The organism is Paucibacter sediminis, assembly GCF_030254645.1.
Lineage (GTDB): Bacteria > Pseudomonadota > Gammaproteobacteria > Burkholderiales > Burkholderiaceae_C > Paucibacter_B > Paucibacter_B sediminis.
On record NZ_CP116346.1, the window covers coordinates 2,691,500 to 2,708,947 of the forward strand.

16 protein-coding genes are annotated in these 17,448 nt (G+C 69.8%); 4 read left to right on the plus strand and 12 right to left on the minus strand.

From position 1 onward, the window contains the following. Window positions 1-37: 37 nt before the first annotated feature. The 8 genes from PFX98_RS12490 to PFX98_RS12525 all read right to left on the minus strand — a co-directional run bounded on the left by PFX98_RS12490 (window position 38) and on the right by PFX98_RS12525 (window position 11,255). Complete coding sequence (locus PFX98_RS12490) at window positions 38-2,893, minus strand: ATP-binding protein (protein ID WP_285230833.1); 2,856 nt, start codon at window positions 2,891-2,893, stop codon at window positions 38-40. 137 nt (window positions 2,894-3,030) lie between these two features. Further along, a complete protein-coding gene (locus tag PFX98_RS12495; RefSeq protein ID WP_285230834.1) occupies window positions 3,031-4,668 on the minus strand; it encodes a methyl-accepting chemotaxis protein in 1,638 nt (545 codons plus the stop codon). Between the two features lie 243 nt (window positions 4,669-4,911). Next, the gene (locus PFX98_RS12500) at window positions 4,912-5,247 is read right to left on the minus strand and encodes a TonB family protein (RefSeq protein ID WP_285230835.1); all 336 of its coding nucleotides are present in this window, start codon (window positions 5,245-5,247) and stop codon (window positions 4,912-4,914) included. A gap of 42 nt (window positions 5,248-5,289) precedes the next feature. Next, window positions 5,290-6,843: a methyl-accepting chemotaxis protein gene (locus PFX98_RS12505; RefSeq protein ID WP_285230836.1), complete on the minus strand. Its 1,554-nt coding sequence runs from the start codon at window positions 6,841-6,843 to the stop codon at window positions 5,290-5,292. 329 nt (window positions 6,844-7,172) lie between these two features. Then, the gene (locus PFX98_RS12510; RefSeq protein WP_285230837.1) at window positions 7,173-8,390 is read right to left on the minus strand and encodes a cytochrome c; all 1,218 of its coding nucleotides are present in this window, start codon (window positions 8,388-8,390) and stop codon (window positions 7,173-7,175) included. After that, window positions 8,387-9,073: a c-type cytochrome gene (locus PFX98_RS12515; RefSeq protein WP_285230838.1), complete on the minus strand. Its 687-nt coding sequence runs from the start codon at window positions 9,071-9,073 to the stop codon at window positions 8,387-8,389. Before PFX98_RS12515 ends, PFX98_RS12510 begins: the two co-directional genes overlap by 4 nt. 65 nt (window positions 9,074-9,138) lie before the next feature. Beyond that, window positions 9,139-10,560 carry an aminotransferase-like domain-containing protein gene (locus tag PFX98_RS12520; protein WP_285230839.1) on the minus strand — a complete coding sequence of 474 codons (1,422 nt, stop codon included), beginning with the start codon at window positions 10,558-10,560 and terminating at the stop codon, window positions 9,139-9,141. Further along, entirely contained in the window at window positions 10,557-11,255 is a 699-nt protein-coding gene (locus PFX98_RS12525; protein ID WP_285230840.1) for a YggS family pyridoxal phosphate-dependent enzyme, read from the minus strand. Before PFX98_RS12525 ends, PFX98_RS12520 begins: the two co-directional genes overlap by 4 nt. 26 nt (window positions 11,256-11,281) lie before the next feature. On the opposite strand from PFX98_RS12525, the gene PFX98_RS12530 reads away from it, so the two are divergent. The 3 genes from PFX98_RS12530 to PFX98_RS12540 all read left to right on the plus strand — a co-directional run bounded on the left by PFX98_RS12530 (window position 11,282) and on the right by PFX98_RS12540 (window position 14,459). Further along, window positions 11,282-12,325, plus strand: a complete 1,044-nt coding sequence (locus PFX98_RS12530) for a type IV pilus twitching motility protein PilT (RefSeq protein WP_285230841.1) — start codon at window positions 11,282-11,284, stop codon at window positions 12,323-12,325. 87 nt (window positions 12,326-12,412) lie between these two features. Then, on the plus strand, window positions 12,413-13,549 hold the full coding sequence (locus PFX98_RS12535; protein WP_285230842.1) for a PilT/PilU family type 4a pilus ATPase: 1,137 nt from the start codon (window positions 12,413-12,415) through the stop codon (window positions 13,547-13,549). A 10-nt stretch (window positions 13,550-13,559) separates the two neighbouring features. Continuing rightward, window positions 13,560-14,459: an NAD(P)-dependent oxidoreductase gene (locus PFX98_RS12540; RefSeq protein WP_285230843.1), complete on the plus strand. Its 900-nt coding sequence runs from the start codon at window positions 13,560-13,562 to the stop codon at window positions 14,457-14,459. 3 nt (window positions 14,460-14,462) lie between these two features. Here the strand turns inward: PFX98_RS12540 and PFX98_RS12545 are convergent, their stop codons facing one another. The 3 genes from PFX98_RS12545 to PFX98_RS12555 are packed head-to-tail and all read right to left on the minus strand — an operon-like array spanning window position 14,463 to window position 16,131. Next, entirely contained in the window at window positions 14,463-15,101 is a 639-nt protein-coding gene (locus PFX98_RS12545) for a BON domain-containing protein (RefSeq protein WP_285230844.1), read from the minus strand. Between the two features lie 31 nt (window positions 15,102-15,132). Then, window positions 15,133-15,717, minus strand: coding sequence for an SIS domain-containing protein (locus PFX98_RS12550; RefSeq protein WP_285230845.1), 585 nt, complete (start codon window positions 15,715-15,717; stop codon window positions 15,133-15,135). Between the two features lie 30 nt (window positions 15,718-15,747). Next, a complete protein-coding gene (locus tag PFX98_RS12555; RefSeq protein ID WP_285230846.1) occupies window positions 15,748-16,131 on the minus strand; it encodes a YraN family protein in 384 nt (127 codons plus the stop codon). On the opposite strand from PFX98_RS12555, the gene rsmI reads away from it, so the two are divergent. Next, on the plus strand, window positions 16,124-17,041 hold the full coding sequence (rsmI, locus tag PFX98_RS12560) for a 16S rRNA (cytidine(1402)-2'-O)-methyltransferase (RefSeq protein ID WP_285230847.1): 918 nt from the start codon (window positions 16,124-16,126) through the stop codon (window positions 17,039-17,041). The two genes, PFX98_RS12555 and rsmI, sit on opposite strands and share 8 nt — an antisense overlap. A 17-nt stretch (window positions 17,042-17,058) precedes the next feature. Here rsmI and PFX98_RS12565 read toward each other — a convergent pair whose 3' ends face one another. Then, window positions 17,059-17,388: a hypothetical protein gene (locus tag PFX98_RS12565; RefSeq protein ID WP_285230848.1), complete on the minus strand. Its 330-nt coding sequence runs from the start codon at window positions 17,386-17,388 to the stop codon at window positions 17,059-17,061. Window positions 17,389-17,448 lie beyond the last annotated feature (60 nt).

The following is a 17,448-nucleotide window of genomic DNA, read 5'->3' on the forward strand; positions in this document are numbered from 1 at the left end:
TCGAAGTCCGCATTGTCCCGGACTTGGGCGCCCGGGCTCAGGAAAAGCGTTCGGGCGCGGCCAGGCGCGCATCCAGCGGCTGTTCGGGCGCGCTCAGCGGCAGTTGCAGCACGAAGCAGCAGCCGCCGCCGGGGGCGGCCTCGACCTGGATCTCGCCGCCGAACAGGCTCTTCACGATGTTGTAGCTGATCGACAGCCCCAGGCCGCTGCCGCCCTGGCCCAGCTTGGTGGTGAAGAAGGGCTCGAAGATGCGGTGCAGGTGCTCGGCACTGATGCCGCGGCCGTTGTCGCTGAAGCGCAGCTCCACCCAGCCGGGCCGGGCCGGCGCGGCCGTCAGCAGCATGCGGCCGCGGCTGCGGCCTTCGAAGGCATGCAGCAGCGCGTTGTTGATCAGGTTGGTGAGCACCTGGCCGAAGGGGCCGGGGTAGGCGTCCATGCGGATGCCCTCGGGGATCTCCAGCGCAATCGCATGGCCGCTCTTGCGGATCGCGCCCATCATGGTGGCGACGATGTCCTGGCTGGTGTGCGCGAGGTCGAACACGCGGCGCTGCTCGGTGGTGCGGTCGGCCGCCACCTGCTTGAAGCTGGCGACCAGGGCCGCGGCGGTGCTGAGGCCGCGCGCGATCAGCTGCGAGGCCGAGCTGGCATCGGCCAGATAGCTCATCAGGGCCGAGCGCCGCAGGCTGTTGTCCTGCGCGGCCTGGGTGACTTCCTCGCTGCGCTGCTGCAGGGTGGAGGCCATCAGCAGGCTGTTGCCGATCGGCGTGTTGAGCTCATGCGCCACGCCGGCCACCAGGGCGCCCAGCGCCGCCAGCTTCTCCTGTGCCACCAGCTGGGCCTGGGCATCCTTCAGGTGCCGGTAGGCGCTGGCGTTGTCCAGCGCGATCGCGGTATAGGCGCACAGGCTGCGGAAGATCAGCCACTCGTGTTCGGCATAGGCATTGGCATGCGGGGACTGCAGCGTCATCACGCCCAGCACGCGCTCGCCCACCATCAGCGGCGCGAACAGGGCGCTGAGGGTGCGCATGGTGCCGGGCACCTGGCTGGGGTCGCTGCCGTCGGCGGCCAGGTGCACCGACAGCTCGCGCCGCTCGCGCACGCAGCGCGCCGAGTTGGAATGCGGGTCGTTCAGCGCGACGCGCTCGCTGGGCAGGCGCTGGCCGTTTTCCATGTCGAACACCGAGGTCAGGGCCAGGCCGTCGGCATCCATCAGGTAGACGCAGAAACCCGCGGCATCGAGCAGGGCGTGCACATGGCGGTGCAGGGTCAGGAACACCGATTCGGCATCCAGGTGGGCGGTGATCTCCTGGCCGATCGCGCCGAGCCGCTCCAGCGTCACGCTGGTGCGCTGCAGCAGGGCGGCGCGCTTGGCCTCGGCCTCGGCCATCTGCTTGTGGTGGGCCGCCTCGGCACGCGCGTTCTCGGTCATGTGGCGCAGCTGCAGGGCCATCAGGCGCTGGTGGGCCACCTGGCTGTGCAGGCGCTCGCGCGTGGCCACCGATTGTTCGGAGGCGGCGTAGGCCTCGGCATGGCGGCCGGCCTGCGCATAGGCCTGGCCCAGGTCGCTGAGCAGATCGGCCGAGGCCTGGTAGCCGGCGATGCGGCCGGCCACCTGCAGGGCCTGCTCCAGATGCTCGAGCGCGCTGGTCTCGGGCTGCCGGCCCTGCCGCGCCAGCTGGCCGCTGATCGCCGCCAGCACCTGGCGGGCCTCCACCTGCTGGTCGTCCAGGCCGGCCTTCACCGCCTGCTGCAAGGCCTCCTGCGCGACCCGCCCGGCGGCCTCGAGCTGGCCCAGCTGCAGCAGGGCCTTGGCCTTGCCGCACTGCATTTCGAGCTGCAGGTCGCCGCCCTGCGGGCCGCTGGAGCGCTGCTCCAGCATCAGATAGCAGTCCAGCGCCTGCTGGTAGGCGCCGCGGTCCAGCGCCAGATCGGCGCGGTACTTCAACGCCACGGCGTAGTTGCGCGAGGCCTCCAGCGGCTTGAGCGTCTGCAGCGCTTCTTCCAGCAGGGCCTCGGCCAGATCCAGGCGCTGCAGGCGGCGCAGCGTCTCGCCCATCTGGCTCAGGCAGGCACCGACGCTGGCGGGCCAGCCGGTGGGGCGCGCCAGCTCGAGGGCGCGCTGCACCCACTCGAGCGCGGTGTCGTGGTCGTTCAGGCTGGTGAAGGCGTTGCCGATATTGCCGGCCGCGGTGATGGCGTTGTGCAGCTGGCCGCTCTTGAGGGCCGCCTCGAAGCCGCGGTTGAAATGCTGGATTGCACCGGCATAGTCGCTGGCGCGGTAGGCGCAGCTGCCGAAGAACAGGTGCACGCCCGCGGCGGCCGGCGCGCGCAGCCCGGGCAGCAGGGCGGTGAAGCGTTCGGACCAGCGCTGCTCGGCGGCGCGCAGTTCGCGGAAGGACTGGTAGCGCCCCAGCGTGGCTTCCAGGATGAGCTGGCGTTCCTCGTCGCCAGCGGCCTGGGCCAGCACGATGCCCTGCTCGAGCACGGCATCGCGCGCCTGCGTCTGGCCCTGGTTGGCCAGCACCAGGGCCTGCACCCAGCAGCCATCGACCATGCCGCAGCGATCGCCCTGCTTGTTGAACTCGCTCGTCGCGGCCTGCGCCTCAAGCAAGGCGGCCGGCAGCTCGGCCTGCAGGCGCAGGCATTCGGCCTGCAGCAGGCGCAGCCGCGGCTGCAAGCCGGCGCGCTCGGCGGCATGCTCGGGGGCGGCGGCGAGCCGGTGCGCGATGTCATCGGCCAGCTGGCGCGCGCGCGCGGTGTCGCGTTCGCGCAGCTGCCAAGCCAGGATCAGCTCGGTGCGCAGGGCCGCGCCCTTGGGCGCCTGCTCCAGCATGGCCTGGAGGCGGGCGACTTCGTCGTCCGGCTCGAACAGGCGCACGCGGCTGGGATCCATGGCTGATACGCAGGAGTGGAGCACGCATGATGCGGCCAAAGCGCTGCGCTGCGTCGATCAGCCCGCCCGCCCGCTGCCGGCGGCGGGCGCGGTTGTGGCTTATTTCATGATTGCGCGCGGCGTCGCCCGGGAGTCACTCAGGCGGCGCGCTGCAAGCCCGCCTTGGCGGCACGCCGCAGGGCCACCGCGTCGGGCGCGGCGCGCTGCTCGTGGCCGCGCAGCCTGAACACGCTGACCGAATCCTCCACCGCCTGGGCCTGTTCGTTCAGGCCCATGGCCGAGGCCGACACCTCCTCCACCAGCGCGGCGTTCTGCTGCGTCAGCGTGTCGAGCTGGGCCACCGCGCTGTTGATCTGCTCCACGCCCAGCATCTGCTCGCCCATGCCATGGCTGATGCGGCTGATCAGCTGGTGCATATCGTCCACCGCATGCTGCATCTCGCCCATCGCCTGCTGGGCCTGCTGGACCTGCTGGCCACCCTCGGCGACGCGCTCGCTGGACTCGGCGATCAGGCCGCGTACCTCGCGGGCGGCGGTGCTGGTGCGCTGGGCCAGCGCGCGCACCTCGGACGCCACCACCGCAAAGCCACGCCCCTGCTCGCCGGCGCGTGCGGCTTCCACCGCGGCATTGAGCGCCAGGATATTGGTCTGGAAGGCGATGCTGTCGACCACCTGGATGATGTCGGCGATGCGCGCCGAGGCCGAGCTGATGCTCTCCATGCTGCGCGCCACCGCGGCCACCGCCTGGTTGCTGTTGCTGCTCACCGCCAGCGCGGCGGCGGCATGCCGGGCCGCGCTCTGCGCCATCTCGGTGCTGGCGCGTATGGTGCTGGTGATCTGCTCCATCGACGAGGCGGTCTGCTGCAGATTGCTGGCCTGCGTCTCGGTGCGCGCCGACAGATCGGCATTGCCCTCGGAGATCGCCTGCGTGCCATGGTGCAGCTCGGTCACGCCGACGCGCGCGTCGCGCACGATGGACATCAGGTTCACGTTCAGCTGGGCCAGCGCGCGCGCGATCTGGCCCACTTCGTCGCGGCGTTGCTCGCTGAGGCTCTGGGTCAGGTCGCCCGCGGCCATGCGGTTGGCAAAGCTCACCAGCTTGCGCAGCGGTGCGATCGCCAGGCCGGCCAGATAGCTGCCGCCCAGCCAGGCGCACAGCGCCGCGACGGCGAGGCCCCAGAGCCAGCGCGGTGCACCGGGCAGCGGCAGGCTGGCCAGGCCGAAGCCCAGCAGGGCCGGCAGCGCCATCAGCAGGCGCATGCGGCCCGCCAGGCCCGGCTGCAGGCGGCGGCGCAGCTGCCCCAGCGAGGTCATGTTCACCAGCAGACCTTCGTGCAGGCCCTGCGTGAGCCGGCCCTGGGCGGCCTGCGCCCGCATGCCGGCATAGAGCTGCTCGGCCGCCGCGGTGGCCGCGGCGCTGGCCTCGGTGCGCACCGACATATAGCCGTTGGGCCGGCCGCGTTCGTCCAGCAGCGGCGTGACGTTGGCCTGCACCCAGTAGTAGTCGCCGTTCTTGCGGCGGTTCTTCACCAGTGCCGACCAGGGCTGGCCGCCCTGGATGGTGGCCCACATGTCGCGGAAGGCCTCGCTGGGCATGTCCGGGTGGCGTATCAGGTTGTGGGGCTGACCCAGCAGTTCCTCGCGCGTATAGCCGCTGACCTCGATGAAGGCCTCGTTGCAATACAGGATGCGGCCCTGCAGGTCCGTGGTCGAGACCAGCGTCTCGCCCTTGGGGAAGGGATATTCCCGCTGGCTTACCGGCGTGTTGACTCTCATGACACCTCCGCTTGTGCCGCCGATCCGTCCCTGTGGGGTCGATGGCTGTCCTTGCGATGGCGGGGCGCTCTGATGGCACCGTGTCCGCTACATCGACTCTAGCAAGCGAGGCCTGGCGTGTCAGTGCATTCCTTGATTTAGGTCATGCAGATGGATGAAATGCAGAAGGCCCTGCGGAGCAGGGCCTTTCGTGGGCCTGAGTCAGGCTTCGCACATGCCGCAGGGCATGTGCGAAGTCCTGACTCAGTCCTCGTTCTTGAACACCAGCTTGACCTCGTGGGTCTGCTTCTCGCCCGAGGCTTCGAAGCGCCAGTCCATCAGCGCGGCGGTGACGGCCTTGTCGAACACCTTGCGGGGCTCGGCCTCGATGATGTCCACGGAAGAGACCTTGCCATCCGGCTCGATCGCCATCTTGGCCTTCACGGTGCCGGTGGTGATCGACTTGCGCGAGGCCTCGGCGGGGAATTCGGGCGGCACCTTCTTGACGATCTTCGGCACCGCGGCATGGGCGCTGATGGCCAGGGCCAGCAGGGCGCAGCAGGCGGCGGCGGAACGGGTCAAGGTGTGGAAGGCTTTCATATCGGTTCTCTTCGTTACGGCAGGGAAAGGATCTGGCCTGTTTCAGGCGGTGGTGGCGCGGAAGAAGCCCACCGCCTCGAGCAGGCGCGAGGAGCTGTTCTTGAGCGCGTCGGTGGAGCGCGAGAGGTCGTCCACCAGGGTGGTGTTCTGCTGCGTGGTGCGGTCCAGCTCGTTCATGGCCTGGTTCACCACGCCCACGCCGCTGGCCTGCTCCTGGGCCGAATGCGAGATCTCCTCGATCAGCTGGCCCATGTTGTTGACCTCGTCGACCACGCTGCGGATGGTGATGCCGGCGTTGTTGACCAGCGCCGTGCCGTTCTCCACCTTCACCGAGGATTCCTGGATCAGCACCTTGATCTCCTTGGCGGCGGCGGCCGAGCGCGAGGCCAGCGCGCGCACCTCGGAGGCCACCACGGCGAAGCCGCGGCCATGCTCGCCGGCGCGCGCCGCTTCCACCGCTGCGTTCAGCGCCAGGATGTTGGTCTGGAAGGCGATGCCGTCGATCACGCCGATGATGTCGCCGATCTTGCGCGAGCTGCTGCTGATCTCTTCCATCGTGGCCACCACCTGCGAGACCACCTGGCCACCGGCCGAGGCGGACTGGCGCGCCTTGGTGGCGATGCCGGCGGCCTTGCGGGTGAGTTCGCTGGCGCCGTGCAGATTGGAGGCAATCTGCTCCACCGAGGCGGCGGTGTTCTGCAGGCTGGCGGCCGAGCGCGCGGTGCGGTCGGAGAGGTCGACATTGCTGCCGGCGATCTCGCTGGAGTTCTGTGCCACCTCGCCGGCGGCCGAGCTGACGCTGCTGACCACGCCCGAGAGTGCCAGCTGCATGTCGCGCATGGCGTGCAGCATCTGGCTGAGTTCGTCCTGGCCGTCGGCCTCGATGTGCTGCGACAGATCGCCCGCGCTGATGGCCTGGGCCACGTCCTTGGCCTGGCGCGCCGGCACCACGATGGAGCGCGCGATGGTGATGCCACCGCCGCCGCCGATCAGCACCGCCAGCACCACCAGCACGGCGGTCACGATGACGGAGTTGCCGGCGATCTCGGCACCCGACTTGGCCAGATCGCTGGCGCTTTCGAACTGCAGATCGACCAGGCCCTTGAGGCCGTCCTGGTAGGCCTGCTGGGCGGGGCGCACGTCGGTGATCAGGCTTTCGCGCGCCTCATCGGGCGAGGCGTCCTTCTGCACCTTCTGGAACCTGGCCACGGCGGCGAAGAACTTGCCCTGGCGCTCGCGCACCTGGCCCATCAAGTCCTTCTCCTTGGCGCCGTCCAGCGTGGCTTCCAGGCCGGCGAGCTGCTTCTCGCTGTCCTGCAGCGCGGCTTCGATGGCGGCGTTCTGCTTCTTGATCTGGCGCGCTTCGTCCAGCAGCAGCAGGTCGCGGGCGGCGCGTGCCACCACGTTGACATTGCCTTCCAGTGCATTGGCGCTGGCGATCTTCACCAGGCTGGAATTGGCGGTGCGGTCGAGATCCTTGGACAGGCGGTTGGCACTGTAGGCGCCGTAGCTGCCGATCGCGATCAGCAGCAGGATCAGCAGGGTGTAGCTCAGCGCCAGGCGTTGCCCGATGCGCAGTTGGGACAGAAGCTTCATCAGAAGTTCCCTCAGGTCGGAGTCTTGTAGGTTCGCTGCAGGCGATCAGCCTGCAGCCGGTTGTCGGAGCCCTTGTGCGGCTGCTGGATACGGGTAAACACGGGAGGGAATCTGGCGCTGTGACATCTGTCGCGGAATCTTCGGCCGTGTGCGAAACGGGTTGCATGACGGCTGTTGTGAGCGCCCTTGCGGCCGCCTCAACAGCAGCCCGGAGTGTGCCGGCGCGCGCCGCGCCGTGACACATTGCAACAATTCGGCGCCGTGACGTTTTCCGCGCTCGGCCGGGCCTTGATCCCCCGTTCGGGGGCTTGCTTGATCGCGTCTAAGGGTTAACGCGTGGCCTTGTGCTGCAGCACCTGCAGGGCCTGCACGGCGCCTGCCTGGTTGCCCCAGGCCTGGCGGATATAGCTGGCGATCGCGGCCAGCTCGGCCTCGTTCAACTGGCCCGCAAAGGGCGGCATGCCGTAGGGGCGCGGATGGCCCGGCGTGGCGGGCGCGAAGCCGCCCTGCAGCATCACGCGCAGCAGGTTGGTGGGCGGCTCCATCAGCACGGTGCGATTGCCGCGCAGCGCCGGATAGGCGCCGGGGCGGCCCTCGCCATCGCGGCCATGGCAGCTGGCGCAATGGTCGAGGTAGGCGCTTCGCCCTTGCGCGCGCAGCGCGGGCGCGGCGGCCTGGGCTTGCGGCCGCGGCCGTGCCTGCGGCGGCAGGGATTGCAGATAGCGCGCCATCGCGCGCAGATCCGGCTCGCTGAGGTGGCGGGTGCTGCCCAGCACCACCTCGGCCATCGGCCCGAGGGCGCTGCCGGGCGCGGCCGTGCCGGTCTTCAGCCATTGCATCAGATCGGCCTCGGCCCAGCCGGCCACGCCGGCCTCGCGCCGGTCGTGCAGCGAGGGCGCGTACCAGCCCATGCCGGGCAGGGCGGCACCGCTGAAGTCCGCGGGGCCAGGTCTTGCTCCCAGCGCATTGCGCGGGCCGTGGCAGGCGCTGCAATGCGCCAGGCCCTGGCTCAGATAGGCGCCGCGGTTCCAGGCTGGATCGCGGCCAGGCTCGGGGCGATATTCGCCGGGGCGGAAGAAGAGCGCGCGCCAGACCCACAGCGCGGCCTGCGTGTTGTAGGGGAAGCGCAGCCCATGGGCGCGCGCCGGCGCCACCACCGCCGGCAGGCTGCGCAGATAGGCGTGGATGGCGTCGCTGTCGGCGCGGCTCAGCAGGGTGTAGTTGTCGTAGGGAAAGGCGGGGCTGAGCAGGCGCCCATCCCGGCTGCGGCCATGGTGCAGGGCGTTCCAGAAATCCTCGGCGCTCCAGCGGCCCAGGCCGGTGGCGGGGTCGGGGGTCAGGTTGGGGGCGAACACGCTGCCAAAGGGCGTGGGGATGGCGCGCCCGCCCGCATAGGCTTGGCCGCCGGCCTGGGTGTGGCAGCCCATGCAGTTGCCCACGCGCGCCAGGTAGGCGCCCTGCTCGATCTGTGCCGTGTCGGGCGCGGCACCGGCCAGGCCGGCCAGCAGGCACAGCGCCAGCGCGGCGAGCGCATGGCGCCAGCTCATGGCAAGCCTCCGCAGCGCATCGGCGCGGGCTTGGGCGGGCTGGGCGCCGGCTTGGCACCCACGGGCACGGTCTGGCCGGCCAGCCAATGCGAGATGGCGTTGATCTCCTCGGGGTGCAGGCGCTTGGCGATCTCCGCCATGCAGTCGGGCGCGGCGGCGCGGCGCTGGCCGGCCCGCCAGGCGCCGAGCTGGCCGTTCAGGTAGTCGCGCGGCAGGCCCAGCAGGCCGGGGATGCGCGCCTGGGCGCCCAGCAGCGCCTCGCCATGGCAGGCGCTGCAGGCGGGCAGGCCGCGGCTCGCGTCGCCCTGGCGCACCAGGGCCTGGCCGCGTGCCAGGTCTTGCGCCGGCAGAGCGGCGGGCTGGGCCGCCGCATAGGGCAGCTCCAGCTGCGCGAAGTGCTGCGCGATCTCCTGCAGATAGGCGTCGCTGAGCGGCGCGAGCAGCTCGCGCATCGGGCCGTAATGGCGACGGCCGTCGCGGAAGGCCAGCAGCTGCTGGTAAAGATAGCCGGCCGGCTTGCCGGCGATGCGCGGGTAGTAGCCGTCCGGCGCGGCGCGCCCCTCTTTGCCATGGCAGAGGGTGCAGGCCTGCATGCGCTGGGCCATGCTGTCTTCGAACGGCGCTTGGGCGCCGGCCAGCGGCGGCAGCAGGGCCAGCAGCCAGAGCAGAATCAGTCGGGGCATGGGCCGGCATCTTGCCAGCCGGCGGCCGGCCCGCACAGGATCAGTGCCGGCCCGGCGCGACCGGATCAGGGCGCCAGCTGGGCCTTGGCCAGCGCGCCCAGGCGCGCGATGCCGGCCGCCATGCGCGCATCCCAGGGGTGGCCGCTGTTCAGGCGCAGGCAATGACGGAACTCGGCGCGCGCCGAGAAGATCGGCCCCGGCGCCGTGCTGATGCCTTCGGCCAGCAGCTGGCGTTGCAGCAGCAGCGCGTCGCAGGCCGCGGGCAGTTCCACCCAGATGAAGTAGCCGCCGCGGGGCCGGGTCATGCGCGCGCCCGCCGGCAGCTGCGCTTGCAGCGCGGCCAGCATGGCCTGCTGCTGGCTGGCCAGCGCGGCGCGCAGGCGGCGCAGATGCGCATCGTAGGCGCCGCCCTGCAGGTACTCGTTCAGGCCGGCCTGGGCCGGCAGCGAAACGCCCAGGCTGCTCATCAGCTTGAGGCGCTGCAGCTGGCGCAGATAGGGCCCGGGCGCGGCCCAGCCGACCCGGTAGCCCGGCGCCAGGCATTTGGAGAAGGAACCGCAATGCAAGACCTGACCCTGCGGCGCATAGGCCTTGGCGGGCAGCGCGGCGTCGGGGCCGTGGTGCAGCTCGGCATAGACATCGTCCTCGATCAACGGGATGCCCGCGCCGGCCAGCAGCGCCACCAGGGCGCGCTTCTTGTCGGCCGGCATCAGGCTGCCGAGCGGGTTCTGGAAACTCGTCATCAGCCAGCAGGCCTTGGGGCGGTGCTCGGCGATGAGCGCGGCCATGGCATCCAGATCGGCACCCTCGCCGGCATGGGTGGGCACCTCGATGGCGCGCAGGCCCAGGCGCTCGAGCGCCTGCAGCGCGGCGTAGAAGCCGGGCGCTTCGATCAGCACCGCATCGCCCGGCCGCGTCAGCACCTGCAGGCACAGGTTGAGGGCTTCCAGCGCGCCATTCGTCAGCACGATCTCGTCCGGCGCCATGCTGATGCCCAGGCGCAGATAGCGCAGCGCGATCTGGCGCCGCAGCCCCTCGTGACCGAGCGGCAGCTCGGCGGTGATCTGGGCCGGCTCGAGCTTGCGCATGCCGGCCTGCAGGGCGCGCCGCAGCGGCTCGAGCGGGAACAGCGTGGCCGCCGGGAAGGCCGAGCCCAGCGGCAGCAGCGCGGCGGCGCTGGAGGCGCCCAGCACCTCGAACACCAGCTCGCTCACCGCCACCGGCCCGGGCTGCGCCGAGGGCTGCGAGGTGCGTGGGCTGGCGCCAAGCGGCAGCGCGTTGACGAAATAGCCCGAGCGCGGCGCGGCGCTGACGAGGCCACGCGACTCCAGCAGGTAATAGGCCTGGAACACCGTGGCCGGGCTCAGATGCCGGGTCTGGCAGGTCTGGCGCACCGAGGGCAGGCGATCGCCGGCGCGCAGCGCGCCGCTGTGTATCAGCGCGCCGAGCTCGTCGGCCAGGGCCAGGTAGCGCGGGCCGGTGCTCACGCCCTGGCGGCGCGGTTGCCGAAGATGGCCGAGCCCACGCGCACGATGGTGGCGCCCTCGGCGATGGCGGCTTCGAGGTCGGCGCTCATGCCCATGCTCAGCGTGTCGAGGGTCAGGCCTTGCCGATTCAGCTCGGCCAGGGCCTGGGCCAGGGCGCGATGCGGCTGGCGCTGCGCCTCGAAATCGCCCGCGGGTTCGGGTATGGCCATCAGGCCGCGCAGCCGCAGGCGCGGCAGTGCCGCCACCTGCGCGGCCAGTGCCGGCAGCTCGGCCAGGCTGATGCCGCTCTTGCTGGCCTCGGCGCTGATGTTCACCTGTAGGCAGATCTGCAGCGGCGCCAGCCCGGCCGGGCGTTGCTCGGACAGGCGCTGCGCGATCTTGAGCCGATCGACGCTGTGCACCCAGTCGAAGGCCTCGGCCACCACGCGCGTCTTGTTGCTTTGCAGCGGCCCGATCAGATGCCACTCGAGCGCGCCGCGCAGGTCGGCGAGTTCGGCGATCTTGTCGAGCCCCTCCTGCACATAGTTCTCACCGAAGCAGCGCTCGCCGGCCGCATGGGCGGCACGCACGGCGTCGCCTGGAAACGTCTTGCTGACGGTGAGCAATGTGACGCTTTGCACGGGGCGATGGGCGGCCTCGCAGGCCCTGGCAATGCGCTGGTGCAGTTCTTGTATGTTCTCGGAGATCGTCGCCATAATGGCCCACGCTTTCTGCCCCAATCATGGACATTACCCAACTGCTGGCATTCTCGGTCAAGAACAAGGCCTCCGACCTGCACCTCTCGGCCGGCCTGCCGCCGATGATCCGCGTGCACGGTGATGTGCGTCGCATCAATGTCGAGCCGCTCGAGCACCGCCAGGTGCACGACATGGTGTACGACATCATGAATGACTCGCAGCGCAAGGCCTATGAGGAAACGCTGGAGGTCGACTTCTCCTTCGAGATCCAGGGCCTGGCGCGCTTTCGCGTCAATGCCTTCAACCAGAACCGCGGCGCCGGTGCGGTGTTCCGTACCATCCCGTCCAAGATCCTCACGCTGGAGCAGCTCAACTGCCCCAAGGTGTTTGCCGATCTGGCACTCAAGCCGCGCGGCCTGGTGCTGGTGACCGGGCCCACCGGTTCGGGCAAGTCCACCACGCTGGCGGCGATGGTGAACCACCTGAACGAGAGCGAGTACGGCCACGTGCTGACGATCGAGGACCCGATCGAGTTCGTGCACGAATCAAAGAAGTGCTTGGTCAACCAGCGCGAGGTCGGCCCGCACACGCTGAGCTTCGCCAACGCGCTACGCTCGGCACTGCGCGAGGACCCGGATGCGGTGCTGGTGGGTGAAATGCGCGACCTCGAAACCATCCGCCTGGCGCTCACCGCGGCCGAGACCGGCCACTTGGTGTTCGGCACCCTGCACACCAGTTCGGCCGCCAAGACGGTGGACCGTATCGTCGACGTGTTCCCCGCGGCCGAGAAGGAAATGGTGCGCGCGATGGTGTCGGAATCGCTGGTGGCGGTGATCTCGCAAAGCCTGTGCAAGCTCAAGGACGGCAGCGGCCGCGTGGCGGCGCACGAGATCATGCTGGGCACTTCGGCGATCCGCAACCTGATCCGCGAGAACAAGGTCGCACAGATGTACTCGGCCATCCAGACCGGCAACCAGCAGGGCATGCAGACGCTGGACCAGAATCTCACCGACCTGGTGCGGCGCAATGTGATCGCGCCCGCCGAGGCGCGCGCAAAAGCGAAGTTCCCCGAGAACTTCCCGGGCTGAGGCCCGGGAAGTTCGACGTCACTCATATGGCATCAGCCATGTGGGTGACGGCAAAATTTTCCAGCAAGCCCGAACTGAAGGACCCGTATGGAACGCGATCAGGCGTCAAAGTTCATCAATGATCTGCTGCGCCTGATGGTGTCGCGCAAGGGCTCGGATCTGTTCCTCACCGCCGACTTCCCGCCCGCCATCAAGGTGGATGGCAAGGTCACCAAGGTCTCGCCGCAGCCGCTCACCGGCCAGCACACCCTGCAGCTGGCGCGTTCCATCATGAACGACAAGCAGGCGGCCGAGTTCGAGCGCACCAAGGAATGCAATTTCGCCATCTCGCCGCAGGGCGTGGGGCGCTTCCGCTGCAATGCCTTCATGCAGCAGGGCCATGTGGGCCTGGTGCTGCGCACCATCCCGGCCTCGCTGCCGACCATCGCCTCGCTGGAGCTGCCGCCCATCCTCAACGAGGTGGTGCAGACCAAGCGCGGCCTGGTGATCGTGGTGGGCGCCACCGGCTCGGGCAAGAGCACCACGCTGGCGGCGATGATCGACCATCGCAACGAGAGCACCTACGGCCACATCATCACGATCGAGGACCCGGTCGAGTTCGTGCATCCGCACAAGAACTGCATCGTCACCCAGCGCGAGGTGGGCATCGACACCGACAATTGGGAGATGGCGCTGAAAAACACGCTGCGGCAGGCGCCCGACGTGATCCTGATGGGCGAGATCCGCGACCGCGAGACCATGGAGCATGCGGTGGCCTTTGCCGAGACCGGCCACCTCTGCATGGCCACCCTGCACGCCAACAGCGCCAACCAGGCGCTCGACCGCATCATCAACTTCTTCCCCGAGGAGCGGCGCGCCCAGCTGCTGATGGACCTGTCGCTGAATCTGCGCTCCATCATCTCGCAGCGCCTGCTGCCGCGCCGCGAGGGCAAGGGCCGCGTCGCCGCGGTGGAGATCCTGCTCAACACGCCGCTGATCTCCGACCTGATCTTCAAGGGCGAGGTGGGTGAGATCAAGGAGATCATGAAGCGCTCGCGCGAGCAGGGCATGCAGACCTTTGACCAGGCCCTGTTCGATCTCTACGAGTTCGGCCGCGTCAACTACGAAGACGCGCTGCGCAACGCCGACTCGGTGAACGATCTGCGCCTGCAGATCAAGCTGAACAGCGAACGCGCGCGCAGCGGCGACCTCTCATCCGGCACCGAGCACCTGACGATCGTTTAGAGTTGGGTGCATGAACGCACCCACTCGCAACTACGACCCCATCCCGCCGCGCAAGGTGGCGTTTCTCGGCCTCGGCGTGATGGGTTATCCCATGGCCGGCCACCTGGCACGCGCCGGCCATCGCGTCACGGTCTACAACCGCACGCCGGCCAAGGCCGAGGCCTGGGTGAAGGAATATGGCGGCGCGAGCGCGGCCACGCCCGCGGCAGCGGCGGCCGGCGCCGAGTTCGTGTTTGCCTGCGTCGGCAACGACGACGATCTGCGCTCGGTGGTGCTGGGTGAGCAGGGCGCTTTCGCTGGCATGGCGGCCGGCGCCATCTTTGTGGATCACACCACCGCCTCGGCCGAGGTGGCGCGCGAGCTGCACGCCGCCGCGCGCGCCAGTGGCCTGCAGTTCGTGGATGCGCCCGTGTCGGGCGGCCAGGCGGGCGCGGTGAATGGCGCCCTCACCGTGATGTGCGGCGGCGATGCCGCAGCCTTCGCGGCGGCCCAGTCGGTGGCGCTGGCGTTTGCGCGCGCGGTCACCCTGGTGGGTGCACCGGGCGCCGGCCAGCTCGCCAAGATGGTGAACCAGATCTGCATCGCCGGGCTGGTGCAAGGCCTCGCCGAGGCGATCGCCTTCGGTCAGAAGGCGGGCCTGGACATGAAGCAGGTGCTGGACGTGATCGGCAAGGGCGCGGCGCAGAGCTGGCAGATGGACAACCGCGGCAAGACCATGGTGGACGACCAGTTCAACTTCGGCTTCGCGGTGGACTGGATGCGCAAGGATCTAGGCCTGGTGCTGGACGAGGCGCGCCGCAACGGTGCGCGCCTGCCGGTCACCGCGGTGGTGGACCAGTTCTACGCCGATGTGCAGGCCCTGGGCGGCGGGCGCTGGGATACCTCCAGCCTGATCAAGCGGCTGAAGTAAGGCTTACTTGGTCGGTGCGGGCTTGGGCGTGATGCGCGCAAGCTCTTCCTCGCTGATGATCTCGAAGGCGCGCACCACCTTCTGCACGCCGCTGACGCCGCGCGCCACTTCGCTGGCGCGATGCGCCTCGCGCTCGGTGACGCGACCCATCAGGTAGACATTGCCGCGCTCCACCACGGTGTAGAAGGCGTTGGACATCAGGTCGCGTGCATCCAGCAGGCTGGCCTTGACCTTGCCGGCGATGAAGACATCGTTGGAGCGGCTGGAGATCGAACTCAGCATGCCCACACCCACCTCGTTGAGCACGCGGTTGACGTTCTCCACCTGGGCGGCGATCTGCTCGGCGCGCGCGCGGTCTTCGTCGTTGCGGGTCTCGCCCGTCAACAGCACCATGCGGTTGTAGCTGTTGACGCTGATGTGCACGCGATCGCCCAGCTGCTCGCGCAGGCGGGCGCCGACCTTGAACTCGATGCCCTCGTCTTCCACCTGCGTGCCCGAGGTGCGGCGGTCGGTGGCCATCAGCGCACCGCCCACCATCGCACCGCCCACCACCAGGGGGGCACAGGCGCTGCCCAGCAGGGCGGCGGCGAGCGTGGCAAGCAGGGCCAGGCGGCGGGTGGGGCTGGAGTTCGACGGGGTCATGGGCGGCTCTGGTAGGTGGTGGGGGCGCGGCTCATTCGCCGGCGCCCAGAAGTTGCAGATCGACGGCGTCGCACAGGCAATGCGCCAGCAGGCGATGCGCCTCGGCCACGCGGGCCTGGCGGCTGTGCGGCACCTTCAGCTGCACATCGGTGTCGAGCAGCAGGCCGCGGATTTCCTCGTCCTGGCTGCCGGTGAGGGCGATCACGCTCATGTCCTGCGCATGCGCCGCGTCCAGCAGCGGCTTGAGCGCATGGGCGTTGGCGGCCTGGGCCTCGAACAGCAGCAGCAGGTCGCCGGGATGGCCCAGGGTCTGGATCTGGCGCGTCAGCGCGGCGGCGCTGTCGGGGGTGCTGGTGCCCAGCTGCGCCTGGGCATCGAGGCTCCAGGCGGCCAGCCCGGGTCGGTCTTGTTCGAAGCGGCCCACCAACAGGGCCGCCAGGTAGCTGGCATCCAGCGCCGAGGCGCCGAGGCCGCAGCACAGCACGCGACCGCCGCCGGTGATGCCGTCCACCAGCATTTGCGCCGCGGTGGCGACGGGGCGGGACAGCGCCTCGGCCACTTGGTAGAGCAGGTCGGCGCTTTCGAAGAATTGTTGCTGTATGCGTTGTTCAAGCATGTGGCGGCATCATAAGCGAGCAAGCAGGGTCTACCCTTGCTCGGCGTCGAAGGCGGCAGGTAACCAAGTGATGGTCTCGCCGTCCAGCGCCAGCACGTCGAAACGGCAGGGTGGCGGCGTGGCCTGGCGCAGCAGGTAATGCCGGGCCGCGAACACGATGCGCCGCTGCTTGGTGCCGGTGACGCTGGCCGCCGCGCCGCCATGGCTGGTGCTGGCGCGTGCCCGCACCTCCACGAACACCAGCGTGCCATCGCGGTCCAGCATGATCAGGTCGACCTCGCCGCCGCGCGCATGCGGCCCGCGCGCCACCCGATAATTGCGCCTCACCAGCCTCAAGCCCTGTTGCTGGAGGTAATGCAGGGCGCGGTCTTCGGCCGCATCGCCCTGCGCTTTCGTGGAGCTCCACTTGAACATAGACGCCTCCCTGCTGATGCAGGCCGCCGCTGCGGCGGCTGGCATGCAGCAGTATCCCGCCGCCACGCTGTATGTGGTGGCCACGCCCATCGGCAATCTGGCGGATATGTCCTTCCGTGCCGCCCATGTGCTGGGGCTGGTGGATGCGGTGGCCTGCGAGGACACGCGCGTCAGCGCCGGCCTGATGCGGCATCTGGGCCTGCACAAGCCCTTGATCGCGGTGCACCAGCACAACGAACATGAGGGCGCGGCCCAGGTGGTGGCGCGCCTGCAGCGCGGCGAGCGGCTGGCCTATATCAGCGATGCCGGCACACCGGCGGTCTCGGACCCCGGCGCGGTGCTGGTGGCGGCGGTGGCCGCCGCCGGCCTGCGCGTGCTGCCCATTCCCGGTGCCAGCAGCGTGGTGACGGCGTTGAGCGCCAGCGGCGATGCGGCCTCGGCCGGATTCCGCTTTGTCGGCTTCCTGCCCACCAAGGCGCAGGAGCGCCGCAGCGCGGCCCAGGCGCTGGCGGGTCAGCCCTACAGCCAGGTGCTGTTCGAGGCGCCGCACCGCATCAGGGCGGTGGTCGATCTGCTGGCCGAACTCTGCCCCGGGCAAGACCTGACCCTGTGCCGCGAGCTCACCAAGCAGTTTGAGACGGTGCACACGGCCAAGGCCGGCGAGATGCCGGCCTGGCTGGCGGCGGATGTGCAGCGCGAGCGCGGCGAATTCGTGCTGGTGTTGCATGCGGCGGCGGTGGTGGTAGCCGGCGATGCCGAGCTGCCCGAGCTGGCCTTGCGCGCGCTGGCGCTGCTGAGCGCCGAGCTGCCGCTCAAGCAGGCCGTGGGCCTGGCGGCGGAGCTCAGCGGTGCCTCGCGCAACCGGCTCTATGAGCGGGCCCTCGAGATCAAGAAGGCCCGCGAAGCTTGACGAGGACGGGCTGAGCCTTAGTTCGGCGCGCTGGCGGCCTTGGCATTGTGCTTGGCGTGGCGGATGTCGTGGCCGGCCGCAAGCTGCATGCGATGCAGCTTGCGGCGCTCATGCTTGGTGACAACGCCATCGGCCTTGGCCTTGGCTTCGGTCTGGTTGATGGCGGCCTGCTCGCGTTCCAGGCGCTGGGTTTCCTTGGCCGTCAGCGAGCCGGAGGCGGCGCCCTGGGCAATGCGGCCCTGCTGATGGGCCTCGCGCTGGTCCACGCGCGGCGTGTTCTGGGCCTGGCTGAGGCCGGCCAGTGCGGACAGTGCAAGCAGGGTGGCGATGCGGATGCTGATGTTCATCTGGGTGCTCCTGGTGAAGGGTGCACAGACAACGCCCGGCGCTTGGGCGGCGCCGACGCC